This window comes from Nonomuraea antimicrobica (assembly GCF_039536965.1).
GTDB classification, from domain to species: Bacteria; Actinomycetota; Actinomycetes; order Streptosporangiales; family Streptosporangiaceae; genus Nonomuraea; species Nonomuraea antimicrobica.
In genome coordinates this window covers 109,693-126,389 of sequence record NZ_BAAAZP010000067.1, presented here as the reverse complement: position 1 = coordinate 126,389, position 16,697 = coordinate 109,693, and the positions used below count along the sequence as shown (strand labels likewise).

The following is a 16,697-nucleotide window of genomic DNA, read 5'->3' as shown; positions in this document are numbered from 1 at the left end:
ACGGGTGTCCATCGTGTCCAAAAGTCCCGAAAAATTGGGCATTCTGGTGATCGAATTGCTATTCTCGGGGCTTGTCCCGTCCGGGGTTGCCAGCAGGGGACCGACCGGAGTGAGGTGCCATGGGTCGTAGCCGAACGATCCGCATGAAGATCATCGGCCTACTGCTGGTGCCGCTGACCTCCATGGTGGTGTTGTGGGGGGTCATCACCGCCGTCACCGCGAGCGAGAGCTTGGAGCTGCGCCAATACAAGACAGTCTGGACGAACCTCCGTCTTCCCGCGTACGAACTGATCGACGAGCTCCAGCGTGAGCGGCTGGTCTCGGCCCAGCTCCTGCGGAACTCGGCGACCAAGACCACGGTGACCGCGCAGCGGAACCGCACCAACGCCGCCAGTGACACGTTCCGGCAGCTCTCCGGCGACTCCAAGGACAGATCCGCAGATATCAGCACACAGGTGGACGCGGTGTACAAGGCGACCGACAGGCTCGATGCGATCCGAGGTGAGATCGACACGGGCCTGTCCGACCGGCTGCACACCGTGGAGGCGTACAACTCGATCATCGACGCGCTGTTCAGCCTGCACCGCCGGGTCGGGCTGATCGACGACATCCCGATCTACGAGCAGTCGCGCGTGGTCATCGAGATGAGCTACGCCAAGGAGTTGCTGACCAGGGAGCAGGCCATCGGGCTCGGCGTGGTCAACCGAGACGAGCGCAGGCTGTTCACGCAGATCGCCGGCAACCGGCGCTTCCTGATGGACCAGTCCCTGTCCGAGCTCGACCCGGTCCTGCGCGATCCCCAGGTCGCCCTCATCACCTCCGCCGCCTACCAGCGGATGCGGATGATGGAGGACCAGATCATCTCCGGCGGCACCCCGGCGACCTGGCTCGCCACCACCGAGGGGCTGGCCCAGTCGTTCCAGACGGCCCTGATGCGGGCCAGCACCACGTTGAACGAGCGGGCCGACCCGATCGCCGACGAGGTCCTGTGGAGGGCGTTCCTGCTGGCGGGCACGGCACTGGCGCTGGTGATCGTGTCGATCGCGTTCTCGTTGCGGATGGGCAACCGGCTGTCCAAGGAGCTCGGCACGTTGCGCCTGGCCGCGCTGGAGGTGGCCCAGGAACGGCTGCCGCACGTGGTGGCCAAGCTGCGCAAGGGCGAGACGGTGGAGATGCCGGAGCTGTCGGTGGCCGGCACCACGGTCGAGATCGACGACGTGGGCCAGGCGTTCTCCACCGTCCAGCAGACCGCGGTCGAGGCGGCGGTCGGGCAGGCGCAGCTCAGCGAGGGCGTCGGCCATGTCTTCCGCAACCTGGCCCGGCGCAGTCAGCGACTGCTGCACCGCCAGCGCATCCAGCTCGCCGACATGCAGCACCGGACCACCGACCCAGAGCAGCTCGACGACCTGTTCAAGCTCGACCACCTCACCACCCGCATGCGCCGCCACGCCGAGGGCCTGATCATCCTGTCGGGCGCCACACCGGGGCGCGGCTGGAGCCGTCCGGTGCCGCTGCTCGACGTGGCCCGCGGCGCGGCGGCCGAGGTGGAGGACTACCAGCGGGTGGTCATCGAGCCGATGTCCGGCCAGCGCCTGGCCGGACCGGTCGTCGGCGACGTGATCCACCTCATCGCCGAACTGATCGAGAACTCCACCGTCTACTCCCCGCCGCACACCTCGGTCATCGTGCGCGGCGAGGCGGCGGCCAGGGGATTCGCCTTCGAGGTCGAGGACCGGGGGTTCGGGATGAGCGCAGAGGAGCTGGCCGAGTACAACGAGCGGCTGGCCAGCCCACCGGAGTTCGACCTGGCCGACAGTGACAGGCTCGGCCTCTTCGTCGTCTCACGCCTGGCCGCCAGGCACGACATCCGCGTGACATTGCGCGGTTCACCATATGGAGGGACCACCGCGATCGTGTTGATCCCGGAAGAGCACGTGGCCGAACCCGAGCCCGAAGCTCCCCAGACGGCTCCTGCGAAGGAGCCCGCCCGTCCCATGCGGGTGGTGCGAAGTGACTGAAGAGCGCTGGCTGGACGAGGACGCCGGTCCGATCGTCCCCGCCTACCTGCTGACCAGGGGCCGGACGGTGCCCGCGAGCGAGGCCATCGACCTCATCGCGGTGATCATCACGGCCGGTGGCCTGACGCCGCCGCGCGGCCTCGACCCCGAGCACCTGATCATCCTGCAGAAGTGCACCCAGCCCACCCGCCTGGTGGACGTGGCGGCCGAGCTGAACCTGCCCATCGGCGTGGTCCGGGTGCTGGTCGGCGACCTGCACGCCCAGCAGCTCGTGCAGGTCGAGCTGCCGCCGCCCGCCCCGGACGCCAAGGTGCTGCTTGAGGTGATCAGTGGGCTGAAGGCCCTGTGACCGCCGCGCGGTTGAGGTATCCGTACCCGGCCGCGAACAGCGCCGCGACGACGCCCGCCCCGGCGGCTGCCCCGAAGACCCACTGGTAGCCGCCGGCGCCCGGCAGGGCCGCCAGGATCGCTGCGATCGCGGCGCCGGACACGCTGCCCCCCACGATGCGGACGAGCGCGTTCACCCCCGCCGCCACGGCGGTCCTCTCCGGTGCGACGTGCTCGACGGCCATGGTGCCCAGCGCCGCGTAGCCGATGCCCAGGCCGACCCCCATGAGCGAGGACGCCACGTACAGGTGCGCGGAGGTCTCGTTCGCGATCACCAGCCAGAACGCGGCCAGGGCGGTGACCGCCGCACCCGCCGCCACCATGGACGACGCCGGCAGGCGGCGCATGATCCGGCCCGCGAAGAGCGAGATCACGAGCATGAACAGGGTGCTCGGCAGCAGGTAGAACCCGACCTCCAGGGTGGTGGCGGCGAAGCCGCCGGCCTGTTCGGGCGCCTGGGCGAAGCTGGACATGCCGGTCATCAGCGTGAAGAACGAGAACCCGAGCAGGGCCGAGGACACCGTGGCGCCCACCGTGCCCCTGTGCACCAGCATCGCCATGTCCACCAGCGGCTCGGCCACCCTGCGCTCGACCAGCACCCACACGCCCGCCAGCACGACGGCCGCCCCGAAGAGCCCGAGCACGCCCGGCGAGGTCCAGCCCCAGGAGCCGCCCTCGCTGACGGCCAGCAGGAGCGCGACCAGCCACGCGGCCAGCAGCGCGGCCCCGAGCAGGTCGGGACGCCCTCTGAGCGGCGGGGCCACGTCGCGTACGAGGAACGCCACGACGATCGCGGCCACCAGCGAGACACCGCCGGTGATCCAGAAGACCAGGTGGAAGTCCCCGGACGCCAGCCCGGCCAGGATCATGCCGCCGCCGCTGCCGAAGCCCATCGTCGCGCTCAGCACGCCGATGCCGGTCGCGAGCTGGTTCCTGGGCAGCAGGTCACGGACGACCCCGATCGACAAGGGGACCAGGGCGGTCACGAACCCCTGGAGCACCCGTGCCACGATCAGCCAGGTCAGCGAGGTCGCCAGCGCGGCCATGACCGAGCCGATCACCAGCAGGCCCAGGGCGCCGAGGATCATGCGGCGTCTGCCGTACATGTCGCCGAAGCGCGACAACAACGGCGTGGACACCGCGCCCACCAGGAGGCTCAACGTCAGGGTCCAGGTCACGGCGGCCAACGAGGCGTTCAGCTCCCGTTGCAGCACCGGGAGCAACGGCACGACGGCGGTGTTCTGCAAGGCGGCGATGGACGCGGCGAAGGCCAGCGAGATCACCGCCGGCCAGGGATTCCTGATCGACGTCTCCCGCGACGCGGGCGCGACGAGTGTCGCCATGTCGGCTCCTTTAGGTAACTTAGGTAAGTAACGAGTACAGATATTACATACCTAAGTTAGGTAAGCAAGCGGATGGACGACGACCTTCAGGCGACGGTGGCCGCCTTCCGGCGGCTGGTGACCACGCTCAACCGCGGCAAGACCCACGAGCGGCTGACCGAGGCCGCAGGCGTCCGGCTGCACCGGCCCGACGTCGAGGTCCTCGTCACCCTGCTCGACGCGGGCGAGCCCCGCAGGATCGGCTCGATCGCCGAGACCCTGCAGGTGGAGAGCCCTCACGTGACGCGGCACGTGGCCGCGCTGGAGCAGCGCGGCCTGGTCGAGCGCGTACGCGACCCCGACGACGGCCGGGCCTGGCGCATCGCGCTCACCGAGGAGGGAGCCGAGGTGGCGGGCAGGTGCCGCCGGGTCACCGGCGCGTGGATCGAGGGCGCCCTGGAGGGCTGGTCCGACGCCGACAGGGCCGAGCTGTCCCGGCTGCTGGGCAAGCTCTCCGACGACGTCCACGACCACCTGAGGACACTCAAAGTGGTCAAGTGACCGGGAGGACGTCCTCCGCCCGGTGACAGGCCACCCGACGACCCCGCACGTCCCTCAGCTCGGGCGCCCGCTCGCACTCCGGCCCGGCCAGCGGGCAGCGCAGCCGGTACGCGCACCCGGTCGCCGCCGGGGCGGCCTCCGTTCCGCCCCCCTTCGCCGACCCAGCCTCGGGCGGGGGACCGCCGAGCCTCGGCACGGCGTCGCGCAGGGCCCGGGTGTAGGGGTGGGCGGGGGCGGCCAGCAGGTCGGCCGTCGGCCCCGACTCGACCACCCGGCCCGCAAAGAGCACGTACGAGGTGCGGCACAGCCGCTCCACGACGGCCAGGTTGTGGGTGATGAGCAGGCGCTCGGTGTCCAGCGACTCCAGCAGGCCGAGAATCTTGGCCTGGACGGTGACGTCGAGCGCGCTGGTGGGCTCGTCCAGGATGAGCAGGCGGGGGCCGACGGCCAGGGCGCGGGCGATCACCACGCGCTGCCGCTGGCCGCCGGACAGCTCGTGCGGGCGGCGGCCGGCCAGCTCGGGGTCGAGGCCGACCTGCCGGAGCAGTTCGGGCACGCGGGAGCGGGCGGCGCGCGGCAGGGCCTCGGCCACCGAACGGCCGATGCGCATCCTGGGGTCGAGCGCCTCGGCCTGGAAGACGGGCTGGACGTCCCTGCGGAACTTCCGCGGGTCCGCCTTCTCGAGTGTCTGGTCGCCGTACCAGATGTTTCCCGACATGGGGGTGAGGAGGCCCAGGAACGCGCGGGCCAGCGTGGTCTTGCCCGAGCCGCTCTCCCCGATCAGGCCCACGCCGCCCTCGGTGACGTCCAGGCTCACGTCGTGCACGACGGGGCGGCGGCCGTACCCGAGCGTCACCCCTTCGGCTCTGAGCAGGGTCACGGCAGCGCCTCCAGCAGCTCGCGGGTGTAGGGGTGGGCGGGTTCGGCCAGCACGGTGGCGGCCGGGCCCGACTCCACCACCGCGCCGTCCTTCATGACCAGCACCCGATCGGCGATCGTCGAGACCAGGGCCAGATCGTGGGAGACCAGCAGCAGCGCCAGGCCGCGTTCCGCGCGCAGCCGGCACAGCAGGGCGACCACCTCGGCCTGCACGGTGACGTCGAGCGCGCTGGTGGGCTCGTCGGCCAGGATCACCTCGGCGCCCAGGGCGAGGGCCAGCGCGATGGCGAAGCGCTGGGCCTGGCCGCCGGAGACCTCGTGCGGGTAGCGGCGCAGGATCTCCGGGTCGAGCATGACGGCCGCCACGGCCCGCGCCATGGCCTGCTCGCCGGCGTCCCTGCCGTGCAGTTTGAGCGCGCGGCGCATCAGGACGCCGAGGCGGGTGGCCGGGCTGAGCGCGGCCTGCGGCGACTGCATCACCAGCGCCGCCCGCGCACCCCGCAGCCCACGGAGCGCGCGCGGGGAGGCCGTACGGACGTCGACCCCGCACACCCTGATCTCGCCCGAGACCTCCGCGTTCTCGGTGAGACCGAGCAGCGACAGGAGCGTCGTGGACTTGCCGGAGCCGCTCTCCCCCACGATCGCCACGCACTCGCCGGGTCCCACGTCCAGCTCGGGCACGTCGGCGACCAGCCGTCCGCCGTAGCGCACCCGCAGCTCACGCACCTCGATCACCTGACCACCCCCGTGTTCATGGTCGCGGCCGCTTCGGCACTCGTTGGCTTCGCGCTCTCCTGCCGAGCTCCTCCGCTCCGGGGGTCGAGCGCGTTGCGCAGCCCCTCGCCCAGCACGTTGAACGCGAACGCCGTCACCAGGATCGCCAGCCCGGGGAAGGTGACCACCCACCAGTTCGTGGTGAAGAGCGTCTGCCCCTGCTGCACCATCAGCCCCCACTCCGCCGTCGGCTCCTGCGCCCCCAGCCCCAGGTACGACAGCGCCGCCGAGGTCAGGATCACTCCACCCGCGTCCAGCGAGATCTGCACCAGGACGGGCGTGAGCGAGTTCGGCAGCACGTGCCGCACGATGATCAGCGGGGCGGGCACGCCCAGGCACCGGGCGGCGTCCACGTAGCTCCGGGTGGCGATCGAGGCGGCCACGGACGCGGACAGCCGCGTGTACCACGGCCACCAGGTCACCGCGATGGCCAGGATCACGGTGTTCACGCTGGGCTGCAGCACGACGGCCAGGGCCAGCGAGAGCAGCAGCGCGGGGAAGGCCAGGAACACGTCCGTGACCCGCATGATCACGTCTCTGACCCAGCCGCCCACGTACCCGGCCACGACGCCCAGGGCGACCCCCACCGCCGCCGAGACGCCCAGCACGGCCACGGCGATGAACAGCGAGGTGCGCCCGCCGTACAGGATCCTGGTGAGCACGTCGCGCCCGACCTGGTCGGTGCCGAACCAGTGGGCGCCGCTCGGCGGCAGGAGGCGTTCCAGCGGCCGGGGCTCGTCCATCGGGTACGGTGCCAGCCACGGCGCGAGCAGCGCGGCCAGCACGACGGCCGCCAGGAGCACCGCCCCGAACGCGGCGAACCGGTCGGGGACGCGCGGCAGCGTCCTGCGCAGCGGTTGAACGTCGGTCATCGCGTCCTCGTCCGGGGGTCGACGAAGCCTTGGAGCACGTCCACGACCAGGTTGGCCAGCACGTACACCAGGGCGACCAGGAGGGTGACGCCCGCGATGGCCGGGGTGTCCAGCGAGCGGATCGACTCGGCGGCGTAGCGGCCCAGGCCCGGCCAGTTGAAGACGGCCTCGACGAGGAAGCCGTTGACGATCGCGTACGCGAAGACCAGGGCGATCAGCGACAGCACCGGGTTGAGCGCCGGTCTGAGCGCGAACTTGGTCAGGATGGAGGTCTCGCCGAAGCCCAGCGCGCGCTCCAGCCTGGCGTGGTCCTGCCCCGACTCCTCGATGAGCGCGGCCCTGGTCATCTGGGCGATGACGCCCGTGGGGTAGGCGGCCACGACGAGCGCGGGCAGCACCAGGTGATGGAGGGTGCTGGTGAAGATGGGCCAGTTGCCGGTGATGAGGGCGTCGACGACGGTGATGTTCGTCCAGAGGGTGAGGGGGCTGGTGGTGTCGAGGGAGGAGTCGTACTCGCCGGCGATGGGGAACCAGCCGAGGTTGCCGGCGAAGACCGTCTGCAGGGCCAGGGCCAGCCAGAAGACCGGAACGGAAACGGCCAGCATGCTGCCGAGCCGTACCCCGAAGTCGGGGAGCCGGGTCTTGTGGCGGGCGGCGAGCACGCCGAGCGGGACGCCCGCGACGACCGCGAGCAGCAGGGCCGCCCCGACCAGCTCGAGCGAGGCGGGGAAGGCGAGGTAGAGGTCGTCGCGGACGGGCTGCCTGGTCCGCAGGCTGACGCCCCAGTCGCCGGTGACGAGGTCGCGCACGTAGGTCAGGAGCTGCACGGGCAGCGGGTCGTCCAGCCCGAACCGCGCGCGTGCCTCGGCGAGCTGCTCGGGCGTGGCCTTCGGCCCGGCGAAGGCCACCGCCGGGTCACCGGGCACCAGCCGCATGACCGCGAACGTGAGCACGACCACGCCGGCCACGACCAGGAGTGCCTGGCCGAGCCGGCGGGCCAGATGGCGCAGCATGGTCAGCCGGCGCGCGTGAGGTCGTAGAAGAAGACCACGTTGGGATAGGCGGGATTGTCCGCGTATCCCCGGACGTCGGAGGACAGCGCGCGCTGGTACGTCTGCACGTACGGCACCGCCACCGCCGCCTGCTCCTGGATGATCTTGTTCTGCAGCTCCGCGTACTGCTGACTGGCGGCCAGCTTGTCGGTGGCCGTCAGCTCGGGCAGCTTGTCGATGGCCGCGTCGATCTCGCCGTCGTCGAGATAGGAGAGGTTGAACTGCGGCTTGTCGGCGCTCTTGAACACGTTGAGGAACCAGGAGTAGGCGTCCGGGTAGTCCGGGTACCAGTACATGACGAAGATGTCCTGGCCCCCCTTCTTGCCCAGGTCCCACTGGGCGCTCCAGTTCATGGGCTTGGCCTCGAGCGTCACGTTGAGCTGCTTCAGCGCCGAGCTGAGCAACGTGACCAGCAGCTTCTGGTCCTCGTCGCCGATGCCGTAGGTGAGGCTGAGCTTGAGCTCGGGGTTGTCGGGGCCGTACCCGGCCTCGGCGAGCAGCGCCTGCGCCCTGGCCAGGTCCTGCTTGGGCTCCATGCCCGCGGCGTGGCCGAGCAGGCCCTGCGGCACCAGGCCGCTGGCCTTGCTGCCCGCGCCGTCCAGCGACGCCGCCAGGCCGTCGTAGTCGATCGCGAGCTGCAGCGCCTGCCGCACCTTGACGTCCTTCGCCGGGCCGTCGGCGGTGTTGAAGAGCACCAGCAGGTTCTGGAACGACGGCGACTGCGCGGTCTGCACGGTCTCCGTGGTGCCGGCCTGGGCGAAGAGCTGCGGGTTGAGGCGGTCGACGAAGCTCACCTCGCCGCTCTGCAGGAGCTGCCAGGCGGTGGTGATCTCGGGCGTGACGCGGAAGGCGACCTTCTTGTACTGCTCCGGCTTCCAGCCGCCCCAGTAGCCCTCGAACGCCTTCAGCGTCAGCTCGGTCTCCTTGCCCTTCTGCCAGGAGTCGACCGTGTACGGCCCGGTGCCCGCGGTCTTCTTCCCGTCGGTGTCGACGGCGTCCACGTCGTAGATCCAGGCGGCGTAGCCGGAGGAGGCGACCAGGTCGAGCGGGGCGGCGTACTTGAGGGTGAACTTCACCGTGCCCGCGTCGACGGCCTCGATCTCGTCGACCGGGTCCCAGATGTAGGCCGCGCCGCCCTTCTTCTCGATCGTGCGCTCGACGGCCTTCTTGACGGCCTCGGCGTCCATGGTGGCGCCGGAGTGGAACTTCACGCCCTGCCGCAGCTTGAACGTCCACTCCTTGCCGTCGTCGGACGACGTCCACTCGGTGGCCAGGCGCGGCGTGGCCTCCTTGGTCCCGGAGTCGTACCTGGTCAGGCCCTCGTAGATGTTGGAAAGGGCGATGATCTCGTTGGAGTAGGAGGTCGCCGGGTCCCAGTCGGTGACCACGTCCTGGTTCGGCGCGTAGACGAACGTGCGGTCGTTGGCCTGCGCGGCCGGAGTGCCGCCGCTCGCCTGGGGGCTGGGTGTGCCGCCGGCGCCGCGCACCTGGCCGCCCGCGCACGCGGAGGCGGTCAGGACGAGGACACCGGCTACCCCGGCGACGAGCAGACGCTTGTGCCAGCGCATGGTGGGGGGATCCTTTCGATGTTCACCGGGCGAGGGGTCCGGCTGCTTTGACGTGCACCCGCACGGCGGGCTCGGAGAGATAGCTCAGCGGCACCTCGACGAGGTCCACGATGTCGACCGCGGAGGGGTCGGCCCCCGCCGCCACGGCTCGCGCCCGCGCCTCCTCCTTGGCGCCTTCGATCGCCCGTGACCGGCTTTCTCCCGCTGGCAAGATCGTATCGACTCTGCCGCTCGCGAGTGCGATGGCGGCCCCCACGGCGTTGGCCACCTCGGCGTGCTCGGGGCGGATCACCCGGCTCACGCCGGGGAGGACGTCGGGCAGCAGGAACGCCCCGCCCCCCACCGCCACCAGGGGCCGATCGGTCCGGCCGAGCGCCATGCGGTCCACGGCGTCGATGACCTTCTCGTCGGCTCGGGCGACCGCGCTTTCCAGAATGTCTGCGATTCTTTCCGACATGTCACCCGCTTCCTGCGGAGTGGGCCCGTCGTGCGCCAGGATGGCCGCTCGCAGCCGCTCGCGCCAGCCCTCGGCCTCCCGCGGCACCCGGCCCGCCGCCACCGCCGCGTCCGTCATCGTCGCCGTCGGCCCGCCGAAGACCAGGGCCTGCTCGGTGATCCGGTAGCCGACCGAGTCCGGGCCGACGCCGTCGCCGCGCACCACGGTGCCGCCGCCCAGCGCGATGGCCAGGATGTCGGGCATCCGGAAGTTGGTCAGGACGCCGCCGATCTCCACCGCCGCCGCCGACTCCCTCGGGAAGCCCCCAGCCAGCACGCCCAGGTCGGTGGAGGTGCCGCCCACGTCCACCACGATCGCGTCCGCCACCCCCGACAGGTACGCGGCCCCGCGCAGGGAGTTGGCCGGGCCCGACCCGATCGTGGAGACCGGCAGCCGGGCCGCGTGCTCCAGGGTCATGAGCGTGCCGTCGTTCTGCGCGAGGTAGGGGCGGGCGCTCATGCCGCGTTCGGCCAGCGCCGTGACGAGGGCGTCGGTGACGTGGGCGGCGACGCCGTACAGTGCGGCGTTCAGCACCGTCGCGTTCTCGCGTTCGAGCAGGCCGAGCGAGCCCAGTTCGTGGCTCAGCGAGACGGGCAGGCCGTACTCGGCGCCGGCCAGTTCCGCGACCCGGCGCTCGTGGCCGTCGTCCGCCGGGCTGAACACGCTGGTCACCGCCACGGCGTCGGCTCTTACGCCGTCGAGGAAGCGGCGGACGGCGTCCAGGTCGAGCGGGCTGATCTCGCGGCCGTCCACGTAGTGGCCGCCGGGCACGATCGCCTCGCCCGCCGAGACGGCCTTGCGCAGGTCATCGGGCCAGTCGGACAGCGGGGGCACGGCGGTGGTGGCGGGGGCGCCGAGCCGCAGCACGGCCACCCGGCCGAGGCCGCGCCGCTCCAGGATGGCGTTCGTGGCGTGCGTGGTGCCGAGCATGACGCGGGTGACGTCGCCGCGCCGCTCCACCTGGGCGAGCACGGCGTCCAGGGCGGCCCGCAGGCCGTCGGTCACCTCGGGGGTGGTCGGGCGCTTGGCCTTGGCGATCACCCGGCCGTCCGCGTCGAGTACCACGGCGTCGGTGTTGGTGCCGCCCACGTCGATCCCGACGCGCAGGTCGTGGGTGATCGGATGGTCAGGGCCTTTGCCGAGGTCAGGCATGCGTCACCAGGTCCTCCACGCGGACATAGTCCAGGTCGTATCCGAACGCCCTCGGACCGGCCGTCTCCAGGCCCTTGGGGGTGCGCCAGAGCGGGTCGCAGGGCCAGGCGAGCACCGTGACGCGCTGGCCGTACCTGAGCGCCTCGGTCTGGATCGCGGCGGCGGTCTCGGTGTCCACGACGGTGATGAGGTCGGGGACCATGGCGCGGACCCGGCCGTCCTCGATCGCGACCAGGTTCTCGTTCTGCAGCTCCAGCGTGAGGCGGCGGCCGCGGTCGGCGCCGGTGCCCTCGATCGTGGCCGTGCCGCGGACGAACCCGCCCGTCGTACGCCGTTCCACGTCGGTCAGCTTGCCGGTGACCAGCCTGGCGGCCCCGAGGCGGTCCTGGAGTGCGCGGAGCGGGTCGGCGGCGCCCTCCGTGGCCCGGCCGACGTCCAGGGCGCGCGTGACCGTGCCCTCGATGACCGCGCCCCTGGCCCGCCCTGCGGTGAGGACGTAGTCGGCCATGAGCGCGTGCGAGCCCGCGGCCACGCAGACCGCGCGGGCCAGGCGCTCGGACCACAACCCGTCGACCGGGCGGATGGTGACCACGTTTCCGGCGACGTCGGACATGATCACGAGTTCGGTGGGGAGCCCCGCCACGTACATGGAGACCATCTGGACCTCGGGGAAGGCCCGTCCCATGCCGTCGGCGTCGAGCAGCGGCACCCCGAGCTGGGCGGCCCAGGCGACGGGGGCGATCCCGTTCGAGCCGCCGATCTCGGAGGACATGATCGCGGTGGGCGGGCGGCCGAAGATCCGTTCGACCTCCTCGACGATGCGCTTGGGCTCGTCCTCGCCGTGGATCATCTCGTGGCTGACGGTCGGGGCCCCGATGCCGGACAGCGGCACGACCAGGGCGTCCTCCGGCAGGTCGCCGAGGGCGACCAGGGGCACCGGGCCGTACGCCCTGATGGCCCTGATCGCGGCGAGCGAGCCGGTACGCACGTCTCCCCCGCCGCCGGTGCCCAGGACGGCGCATCCCCGTGCCAGGGCCGGGATGTCGTTCTCGTCAATACTCGTATGACTCATATGGCGCCACAACCAAGCACATACCAGCCCATTACGCCACCCCACACGCCGCTGCGGTCGGGCGTACGCGGGTGGTAGATGTGGGGGTGGACCGAGCAGACCGGGAGGGCGCATGCGGATTTCGGTGGCCGCCGACAGCAAGGACGGGGTGGCCGAGCGGGTCGTGTCCGAGCTGCGCGGGCGCGGCCACGAGGTCGTCACCCACGGCGCGCTCAACGACGGCGAACGCGACGACTGGGCGTGGGCCTCCGAGCTGGCCGCCAAAGACGTCGCCGAGGGCCGCGCCGACCAGGCGGTCGTGTGCTGCTGGACCGGCACGGGCGCGTCGATCGCGGCCAACAAGGTGCCCGGCGTGCGCGCCGCCCTGTGCCTGGACGCCTACACCGCCGACGGGGCCCGCAAGTGGAACGACGCCAACGTCCTGGCCCTCAGCCTCCGCCTGACCTCCGACGTGGTGCTCGACGAGATCCTCGACGCCTGGTTCGCCGGACGGCCGAGCGCCGACGCCGCCGACGTGGCCAACGTCTCCCACCTCGCCGAGATCTGACCGCGCTCCGGCTTCTTCCCCGGCCGGGTTCCGGGTACGGTCTGAGTTCACTTCCCGCCTCGGTTCGGAACAGGCGCCGCGGAGCAACGGAAATCGTCGGCGCCGCCGTTTAGGGTGCTGGGCATGACCGACACACCGCCCCGGCGGAGGCGGTGGTCGTTCACCCTGCGCGCACTCTGGTCATGAAAGACGGCGTAGTCCTGCACAATTGACCGGCGGGACCATCGAAAGGCAGGCAAGTGCTCTCTATTCACCAGCGGATCGCGGCAGAGCTCGGCGTACGCGACGGGCAGGTGCAGGCGGCCGTCGATCTGCTCGACGGCGGCGCGACCGTGCCGTTCATCGCGCGATACCGCAAAGAGGCCACCGGCGCCCTCGACGACGTGCAGTTGCGCACGCTGGAGGAGCGGCTGCGCTACCTGCGCGAGCTGGAGGAGCGCAGGGCGACGATCCTGGAGTCCATCGAGTCCCAGGGCAAGCTCGACGACGAGCTGCGCGAGCAGATCATGGCGGCCGAGACCAAGGCCAGGCTCGAGGACATCTACCTGCCCTACAAGCCCAAGCGGCGCACCAAGGCGCAGATCGCCCGCGAGCTGGGCCTCGAGCCGCTGGCCGATCGGCTGCTCGCCGACCCCACGCTCGACCCGTCCGCCACCGCCGAGGGCTTCGTCACCGAGGGCGTGGCCGACGCGGGCGCGGCGCTCGAAGGGGCCAGGGCGATCCTCATCGAGCGCTTCGCCGAAGACGCCGACCTCATCGGCGGCCTGCGCGAGCAGCTCTGGAGCCACGGCCGTCTGGTGTCGCAGGTGCGCGAGGGCAAGGAGGAGGAGGGGGCCAAGTTCTCCGACTACTTCGAGTTCGGCGAGCCGTTCACGAAGCTGCCCTCCCACCGGATCCTGGCCATGTTCAGGGGCGAGAAGGAAGAGGTCCTCTCCGTCACGCTCGAGCCCGACGACAGCCCCGACTACGAGCTGCGCATCGCCTCCCGGTTCGGCGTCTCCGACCAGGGCCGCCCGGCCGACAAGTGGCTGGGCGAGACCGTCCGCTGGGCCTGGCGCACCCGCATCCTCGTGCACCTGGGCATCGACCTGCGCATGCGGCTGTGGCAGGCGGCCGAGGACGAGGCGGTGCGGGTGTTCGCGACCAACCTGCGCGACCTGCTGCTCGCCGCTCCGGCCGGGGCGCGGCCGACGATGGGGCTCGACCCTGGCCTGCGTACGGGCGTGAAGGTCGCCGTGGTCGACACCACCGGCAAGGTGGTCGACACCACGACCATCTACCCCCACGAGCCCAAGCGGCAGTGGGCGCAGTCGCTGGCGGCGCTGGGCGCGCTCGCGCAGCGGCACGGGGTCGAGCTGATCGCCATCGGCAACGGCACGGCCTCCCGCGAGACCGACAAGCTGGCCACCGAGCTGGTCCAGCACATGCCGTCGATCACCAAGATCGTGGTCTCGGAGGCGGGCGCCTCGGTCTACTCCGCCTCTCCCTACGCGTCGCAGGAGCTGCCCGAGCTCGACGTGTCGCTGCGCGGCGCGGTCTCCATCGCCCGCCGGTTGCAGGACCCGCTGGCCGAGCTGGTCAAGATCGACCCGAAGTCGATCGGCGTCGGCCAATACCAGCACGACCTCGCCGAGTCGAAGCTCTCCCGCTCGCTCGACGCGGTCGTCGAAGACTGCGTCAACGCCGTGGGCGTCGACGTCAACACGGCCTCCGCCCCGCTGCTCACCCGCGTGTCGGGCATCGGCGCCACGCTGGCCGAGAGCATCGTGCGCCACCGCGACGCCAACGGCCCGTTCCGCACCCGCTCGGCGCTGAAGAGCGTGGCCCGGCTCGGGCCCAAGGCGTTCGAGCAGTGTGCGGGCTTCCTGCGCATCCCGGGCGGTGACGACCCGCTCGACGTGTCCAGCGTGCACCCGGAGGCCTATCCGGTGGTGCGGCGCATCCTGACCTCCGCCAAGACCGATCTCAAGACGCTGATCGGCAACACGGCGGCGCTGCGCTCGCTCCAGCCGAACGACTTCACCGACGAGTCGTTCGGCCTGCCGACGGTCACCGACATCCTGCGCGAGCTGGAGAAGCCTGGGCGCGACCCGCGTCCCGCCTTCAAGACGGCCACCTTCAAGGAGGGCGTGGAGAAGATCTCCGACCTCACGTCCGGCATGATCCTGGAGGGCGTGGTCACCAACGTGGCGGCGTTCGGCGCGTTCGTCGACATCGGCGTGCACCAGGACGGCCTGGTGCACGTGTCGGCCATGTCGCGCACCTACGTCAAGGATCCGCGCGACGTGGTCAAGCCCGGTGACATCGTGCGGGTGAAGGTCCTCGACGTCGACATCCCGCGCAAGCGCATCTCGCTGACCCTGCGCCTGGAGGACGAGACGGCGGCCCAGCAGCGGGGCGACGGCTCCCGCAAGGGCCCCGGCCGCCCACAGGACACCGCCCGCCGTGACAGCCAGCAGTCCCGCGGCCAGGGCGGCCGCGGCGACGGCGCACGGGGTGACGGTCGCGGCGACGGCGGACGCGGCGGCAGTGGCCGTGGCGATGGGCGCAGTGACGGGCGCAGTGACGGGCGTGGCGATGGGCGCGGCGATGGTGGGCGCGGCCGGGGCAACGGTGACGGTGGCCAGCGCGGGCGCGGAGACGGCCAGCGGGGCGGCCAGCGCCGCCAGGACCGCCCGGCTCCCACGGGGGCCATGGCCGAGGCCCTGCGAAAGGCGGGCCTGGGCGGCGACAACCGCTGACCGCAGGCGGGCTTGGGCGGCGACAACCGCTGACCGCGGGCTCCCACCACGGCCGCCGTCTTTCTGGGGAGGGGCGTCCGGTCCCGTGGAGCGGTTCCTTCGCTGAGTGGGGCGGGTGTGGCGATACGGTCTAAGGGTGAGCAGCACTGCGTTCGACACGGCGATCACCCAGGCCCGCGACCTGCTCCGGTGGCGTTCCCCACTGCGTACGGAGCTCTGGGCCGCCCGGCTCACGTCCGAGTTGGAGGCGGCGGGGCAGGCGGCGGAGTTCCTGCGGCGCGCGGCGGACGACGGCGGCCAGGAGGCGCGCCTGGCACTGGCGGCCTTGGCGGCGGTCAACGGCCCCGCGGAGGCGGCGGGCGACGACAGGCCCTTCACGGCCGCCGGCGGCGGAGTGGCCGAGAGCCTGCCCGGCTGGGCACGGCGGATGGGCCGGGTGACCGGCGACGGCGCCTGGTACGGCAAGGCCGACCTCTACGGCGAGCAGGTCCTGGCGGTCCTGGCCTTCCGGTACGACAACGGTAAAGAGCCCCACATCGTCGTCACCGGCATCGACCAGCCCCAGGGCGGCCTCGCCGTGGACGCGCTGGTCGAGGAGCGGAAGTTCCTCGACGACCTGGGCCTGCGCGAGGCGGACCCAGGGGTGGTCGCGGGCCGGGTCCTCGACGCGTTCGAGCTGGGTGACCGGATCATGGGGGCGGCCGTGGCCGACACGCTGCCCGCGGTCCGCCCGCTGGCGGTCGCCCGTGCGCTGTCCGTGCCCGGTCCCGTACGCGGTGCCTCCGACGACACCGTGGTGGCCTTCCAGGCGGTCCCCGACCTGCCGGGGGCGCGGGAGGCGTTCGAGAAGCTGGCCGAGTTCGTCGGGGACCGGCCGCTGTGGTGGAGCCCGGGGCGGGTGTCACAGTTCCTGACCTCGTGGCTGCCCCGCGAGGCGATCCTGTCGGACGAGGCGGTCGCGGCCATGCCGGAGGTCGTCAGGGCGTGGACCCGCCACTGCGGCGACCAGCCCGCCGTGCTGCGCCAGATCGACGCGGACGCACCCCGCCTGCCCGCGCTCATGGCCGACGACTCACTGGCCGGACTCGGCAAACGCCTCGCGAAGAACCAGCCCTGAGCCCGGAGCCCTGAATTCTCCTCGCCAACCCCTGCCTCGGCCCCTCCCCCAGTCGGAGCCCAAGGCCGGGAATGCCCGAAGACGGAGAGGGACAGCCGGGAGCGCCCTGGGGCAGCCGAGCCGGAGGCCGGGCCGAAGG

The 16,697-nt window shown here is 71.8% G+C and carries 14 protein-coding genes; 6 read left to right on the top strand and 8 right to left on the bottom strand.

The genetic code is table 11. The annotated features are described in order from the left end of the window. The first annotated feature begins 119 nt into the window (after window positions 1-119). Both ABD844_RS17295 and ABD844_RS17290 read left to right on the top strand, forming a co-directional pair. Window positions 120-2,018 (top strand): sensor histidine kinase, encoded by a 1,899-nt coding sequence (locus ABD844_RS17295; protein WP_344878087.1) that lies wholly within the window; start codon window positions 120-122, stop codon window positions 2,016-2,018. Then, on the top strand, window positions 2,011-2,367 hold the full coding sequence (locus ABD844_RS17290) for a DUF742 domain-containing protein (protein WP_043630385.1): 357 nt from the start codon (window positions 2,011-2,013) through the stop codon (window positions 2,365-2,367). Before ABD844_RS17295 ends, ABD844_RS17290 begins: the two co-directional genes overlap by 8 nt. Here the strand turns inward: ABD844_RS17290 and ABD844_RS17285 are convergent. Beyond that, window positions 2,345-3,748: an MFS transporter gene (locus ABD844_RS17285; protein WP_344878084.1), complete on the bottom strand. Its 1,404-nt coding sequence runs from the start codon at window positions 3,746-3,748 to the stop codon at window positions 2,345-2,347. The genes ABD844_RS17290 and ABD844_RS17285 overlap by 23 nt on opposite strands. 72 nt (window positions 3,749-3,820) lie before the next feature. Here ABD844_RS17285 and ABD844_RS17280 point away from each other — a divergent pair, with 72 nt between their 5' ends. Then, window positions 3,821-4,288, top strand: a complete 468-nt coding sequence (locus tag ABD844_RS17280) for a MarR family winged helix-turn-helix transcriptional regulator (protein WP_344878082.1) — start codon at window positions 3,821-3,823, stop codon at window positions 4,286-4,288. On the opposite strand, the gene ABD844_RS17275 is transcribed toward ABD844_RS17280, so the two are convergent. The 7 genes from ABD844_RS17275 to ABD844_RS17245 are packed head-to-tail and all read right to left on the bottom strand — an operon-like array spanning window position 4,281 to window position 12,153. Next, window positions 4,281-5,168, bottom strand: coding sequence for an ABC transporter ATP-binding protein (locus ABD844_RS17275; protein WP_344878080.1), 888 nt, complete (start codon window positions 5,166-5,168; stop codon window positions 4,281-4,283). The two genes, ABD844_RS17280 and ABD844_RS17275, sit on opposite strands and share 8 nt — an antisense overlap. Beyond that, on the bottom strand, window positions 5,165-5,902 hold the full coding sequence (locus ABD844_RS17270) for an ATP-binding cassette domain-containing protein (RefSeq protein WP_344878078.1): 738 nt from the start codon (window positions 5,900-5,902) through the stop codon (window positions 5,165-5,167). Before ABD844_RS17270 ends, ABD844_RS17275 begins: the two co-directional genes overlap by 4 nt. After that, entirely contained in the window at window positions 5,899-6,813 is a 915-nt protein-coding gene (locus ABD844_RS17265; protein ID WP_344878076.1) for an ABC transporter permease, read from the bottom strand. Before ABD844_RS17265 ends, ABD844_RS17270 begins: the two co-directional genes overlap by 4 nt. Then, on the bottom strand, window positions 6,810-7,826 hold the full coding sequence (locus tag ABD844_RS17260) for an ABC transporter permease (RefSeq protein ID WP_344878074.1): 1,017 nt from the start codon (window positions 7,824-7,826) through the stop codon (window positions 6,810-6,812). The genes ABD844_RS17265 and ABD844_RS17260 overlap by 4 nt, the downstream gene beginning before the upstream one ends. Before the next feature lie 2 nt (window positions 7,827-7,828). Then, on the bottom strand, window positions 7,829-9,433 hold the full coding sequence (locus tag ABD844_RS17255; RefSeq protein WP_344878072.1) for an ABC transporter substrate-binding protein: 1,605 nt from the start codon (window positions 9,431-9,433) through the stop codon (window positions 7,829-7,831). Window positions 9,434-9,455: 22 nt separating this feature from the next. Next, window positions 9,456-11,081, bottom strand: a complete 1,626-nt coding sequence (locus ABD844_RS17250) for a hydantoinase/oxoprolinase N-terminal domain-containing protein (RefSeq protein ID WP_344878070.1) — start codon at window positions 11,079-11,081, stop codon at window positions 9,456-9,458. Then, window positions 11,074-12,153: an S-methyl thiohydantoin desulfurase family protein gene (locus tag ABD844_RS17245; protein WP_344878068.1), complete on the bottom strand. Its 1,080-nt coding sequence runs from the start codon at window positions 12,151-12,153 to the stop codon at window positions 11,074-11,076. The genes ABD844_RS17250 and ABD844_RS17245 overlap by 8 nt, the downstream gene beginning before the upstream one ends. 112 nt (window positions 12,154-12,265) lie before the next feature. On the opposite strand from ABD844_RS17245, the gene ABD844_RS17240 reads away from it, so the two are divergent. The 3 genes from ABD844_RS17240 (at window position 12,266) to ABD844_RS17230 (ending at window position 16,558) form a co-directional block, all read left to right on the top strand. Next, a complete protein-coding gene (locus tag ABD844_RS17240) occupies window positions 12,266-12,700 on the top strand; it encodes an RpiB/LacA/LacB family sugar-phosphate isomerase (RefSeq protein WP_344878066.1) in 435 nt (144 codons plus the stop codon). A 239-nt stretch (window positions 12,701-12,939) separates the two neighbouring features. Beyond that, window positions 12,940-15,441 (top strand): Tex family protein, encoded by a 2,502-nt coding sequence (locus tag ABD844_RS17235; RefSeq protein WP_344878064.1) that lies wholly within the window; start codon window positions 12,940-12,942, stop codon window positions 15,439-15,441. A 136-nt stretch (window positions 15,442-15,577) separates the two neighbouring features. Continuing rightward, entirely contained in the window at window positions 15,578-16,558 is a 981-nt protein-coding gene (locus ABD844_RS17230; protein WP_344878063.1) for a hypothetical protein, read from the top strand. The last annotated feature ends 139 nt before the right edge of the window (window positions 16,559-16,697 follow it).

Excerpts from the sequence above, each read along its gene's own strand:
- ABD844_RS17295 (WP_344878087.1), top strand. The coding sequence starts at position 120 with ATGGGTCGTAGCCGAACGATCCGCATGAAGATCATCGGCCTACTGCTG.
- ABD844_RS17285 (WP_344878084.1), bottom strand. The coding sequence starts at position 3,748 with ATGGCGACACTCGTCGCGCCCGCGTCGCGGGAGACGTCGATCAGGAAT.
- ABD844_RS17280 (WP_344878082.1), top strand. The coding sequence starts at position 3,821 with ATGGACGACGACCTTCAGGCGACGGTGGCCGCCTTCCGGCGGCTGGTG.
- ABD844_RS17265 (WP_344878076.1), bottom strand. The coding sequence starts at position 6,813 with ATGACCGACGTTCAACCGCTGCGCAGGACGCTGCCGCGCGTCCCCGAC.
- ABD844_RS17260 (WP_344878074.1), bottom strand. The coding sequence starts at position 7,826 with ATGCTGCGCCATCTGGCCCGCCGGCTCGGCCAGGCACTCCTGGTCGTG.
- ABD844_RS17255 (WP_344878072.1), bottom strand. The coding sequence starts at position 9,433 with ATGCGCTGGCACAAGCGTCTGCTCGTCGCCGGGGTAGCCGGTGTCCTC.
- ABD844_RS17250 (WP_344878070.1), bottom strand. The coding sequence starts at position 11,081 with ATGCCTGACCTCGGCAAAGGCCCTGACCATCCGATCACCCACGACCTG.
- ABD844_RS17245 (WP_344878068.1), bottom strand. The coding sequence starts at position 12,153 with ATGAGTCATACGAGTATTGACGAGAACGACATCCCGGCCCTGGCACGG.
- ABD844_RS17240 (WP_344878066.1), top strand. The coding sequence starts at position 12,266 with ATGCGGATTTCGGTGGCCGCCGACAGCAAGGACGGGGTGGCCGAGCGG.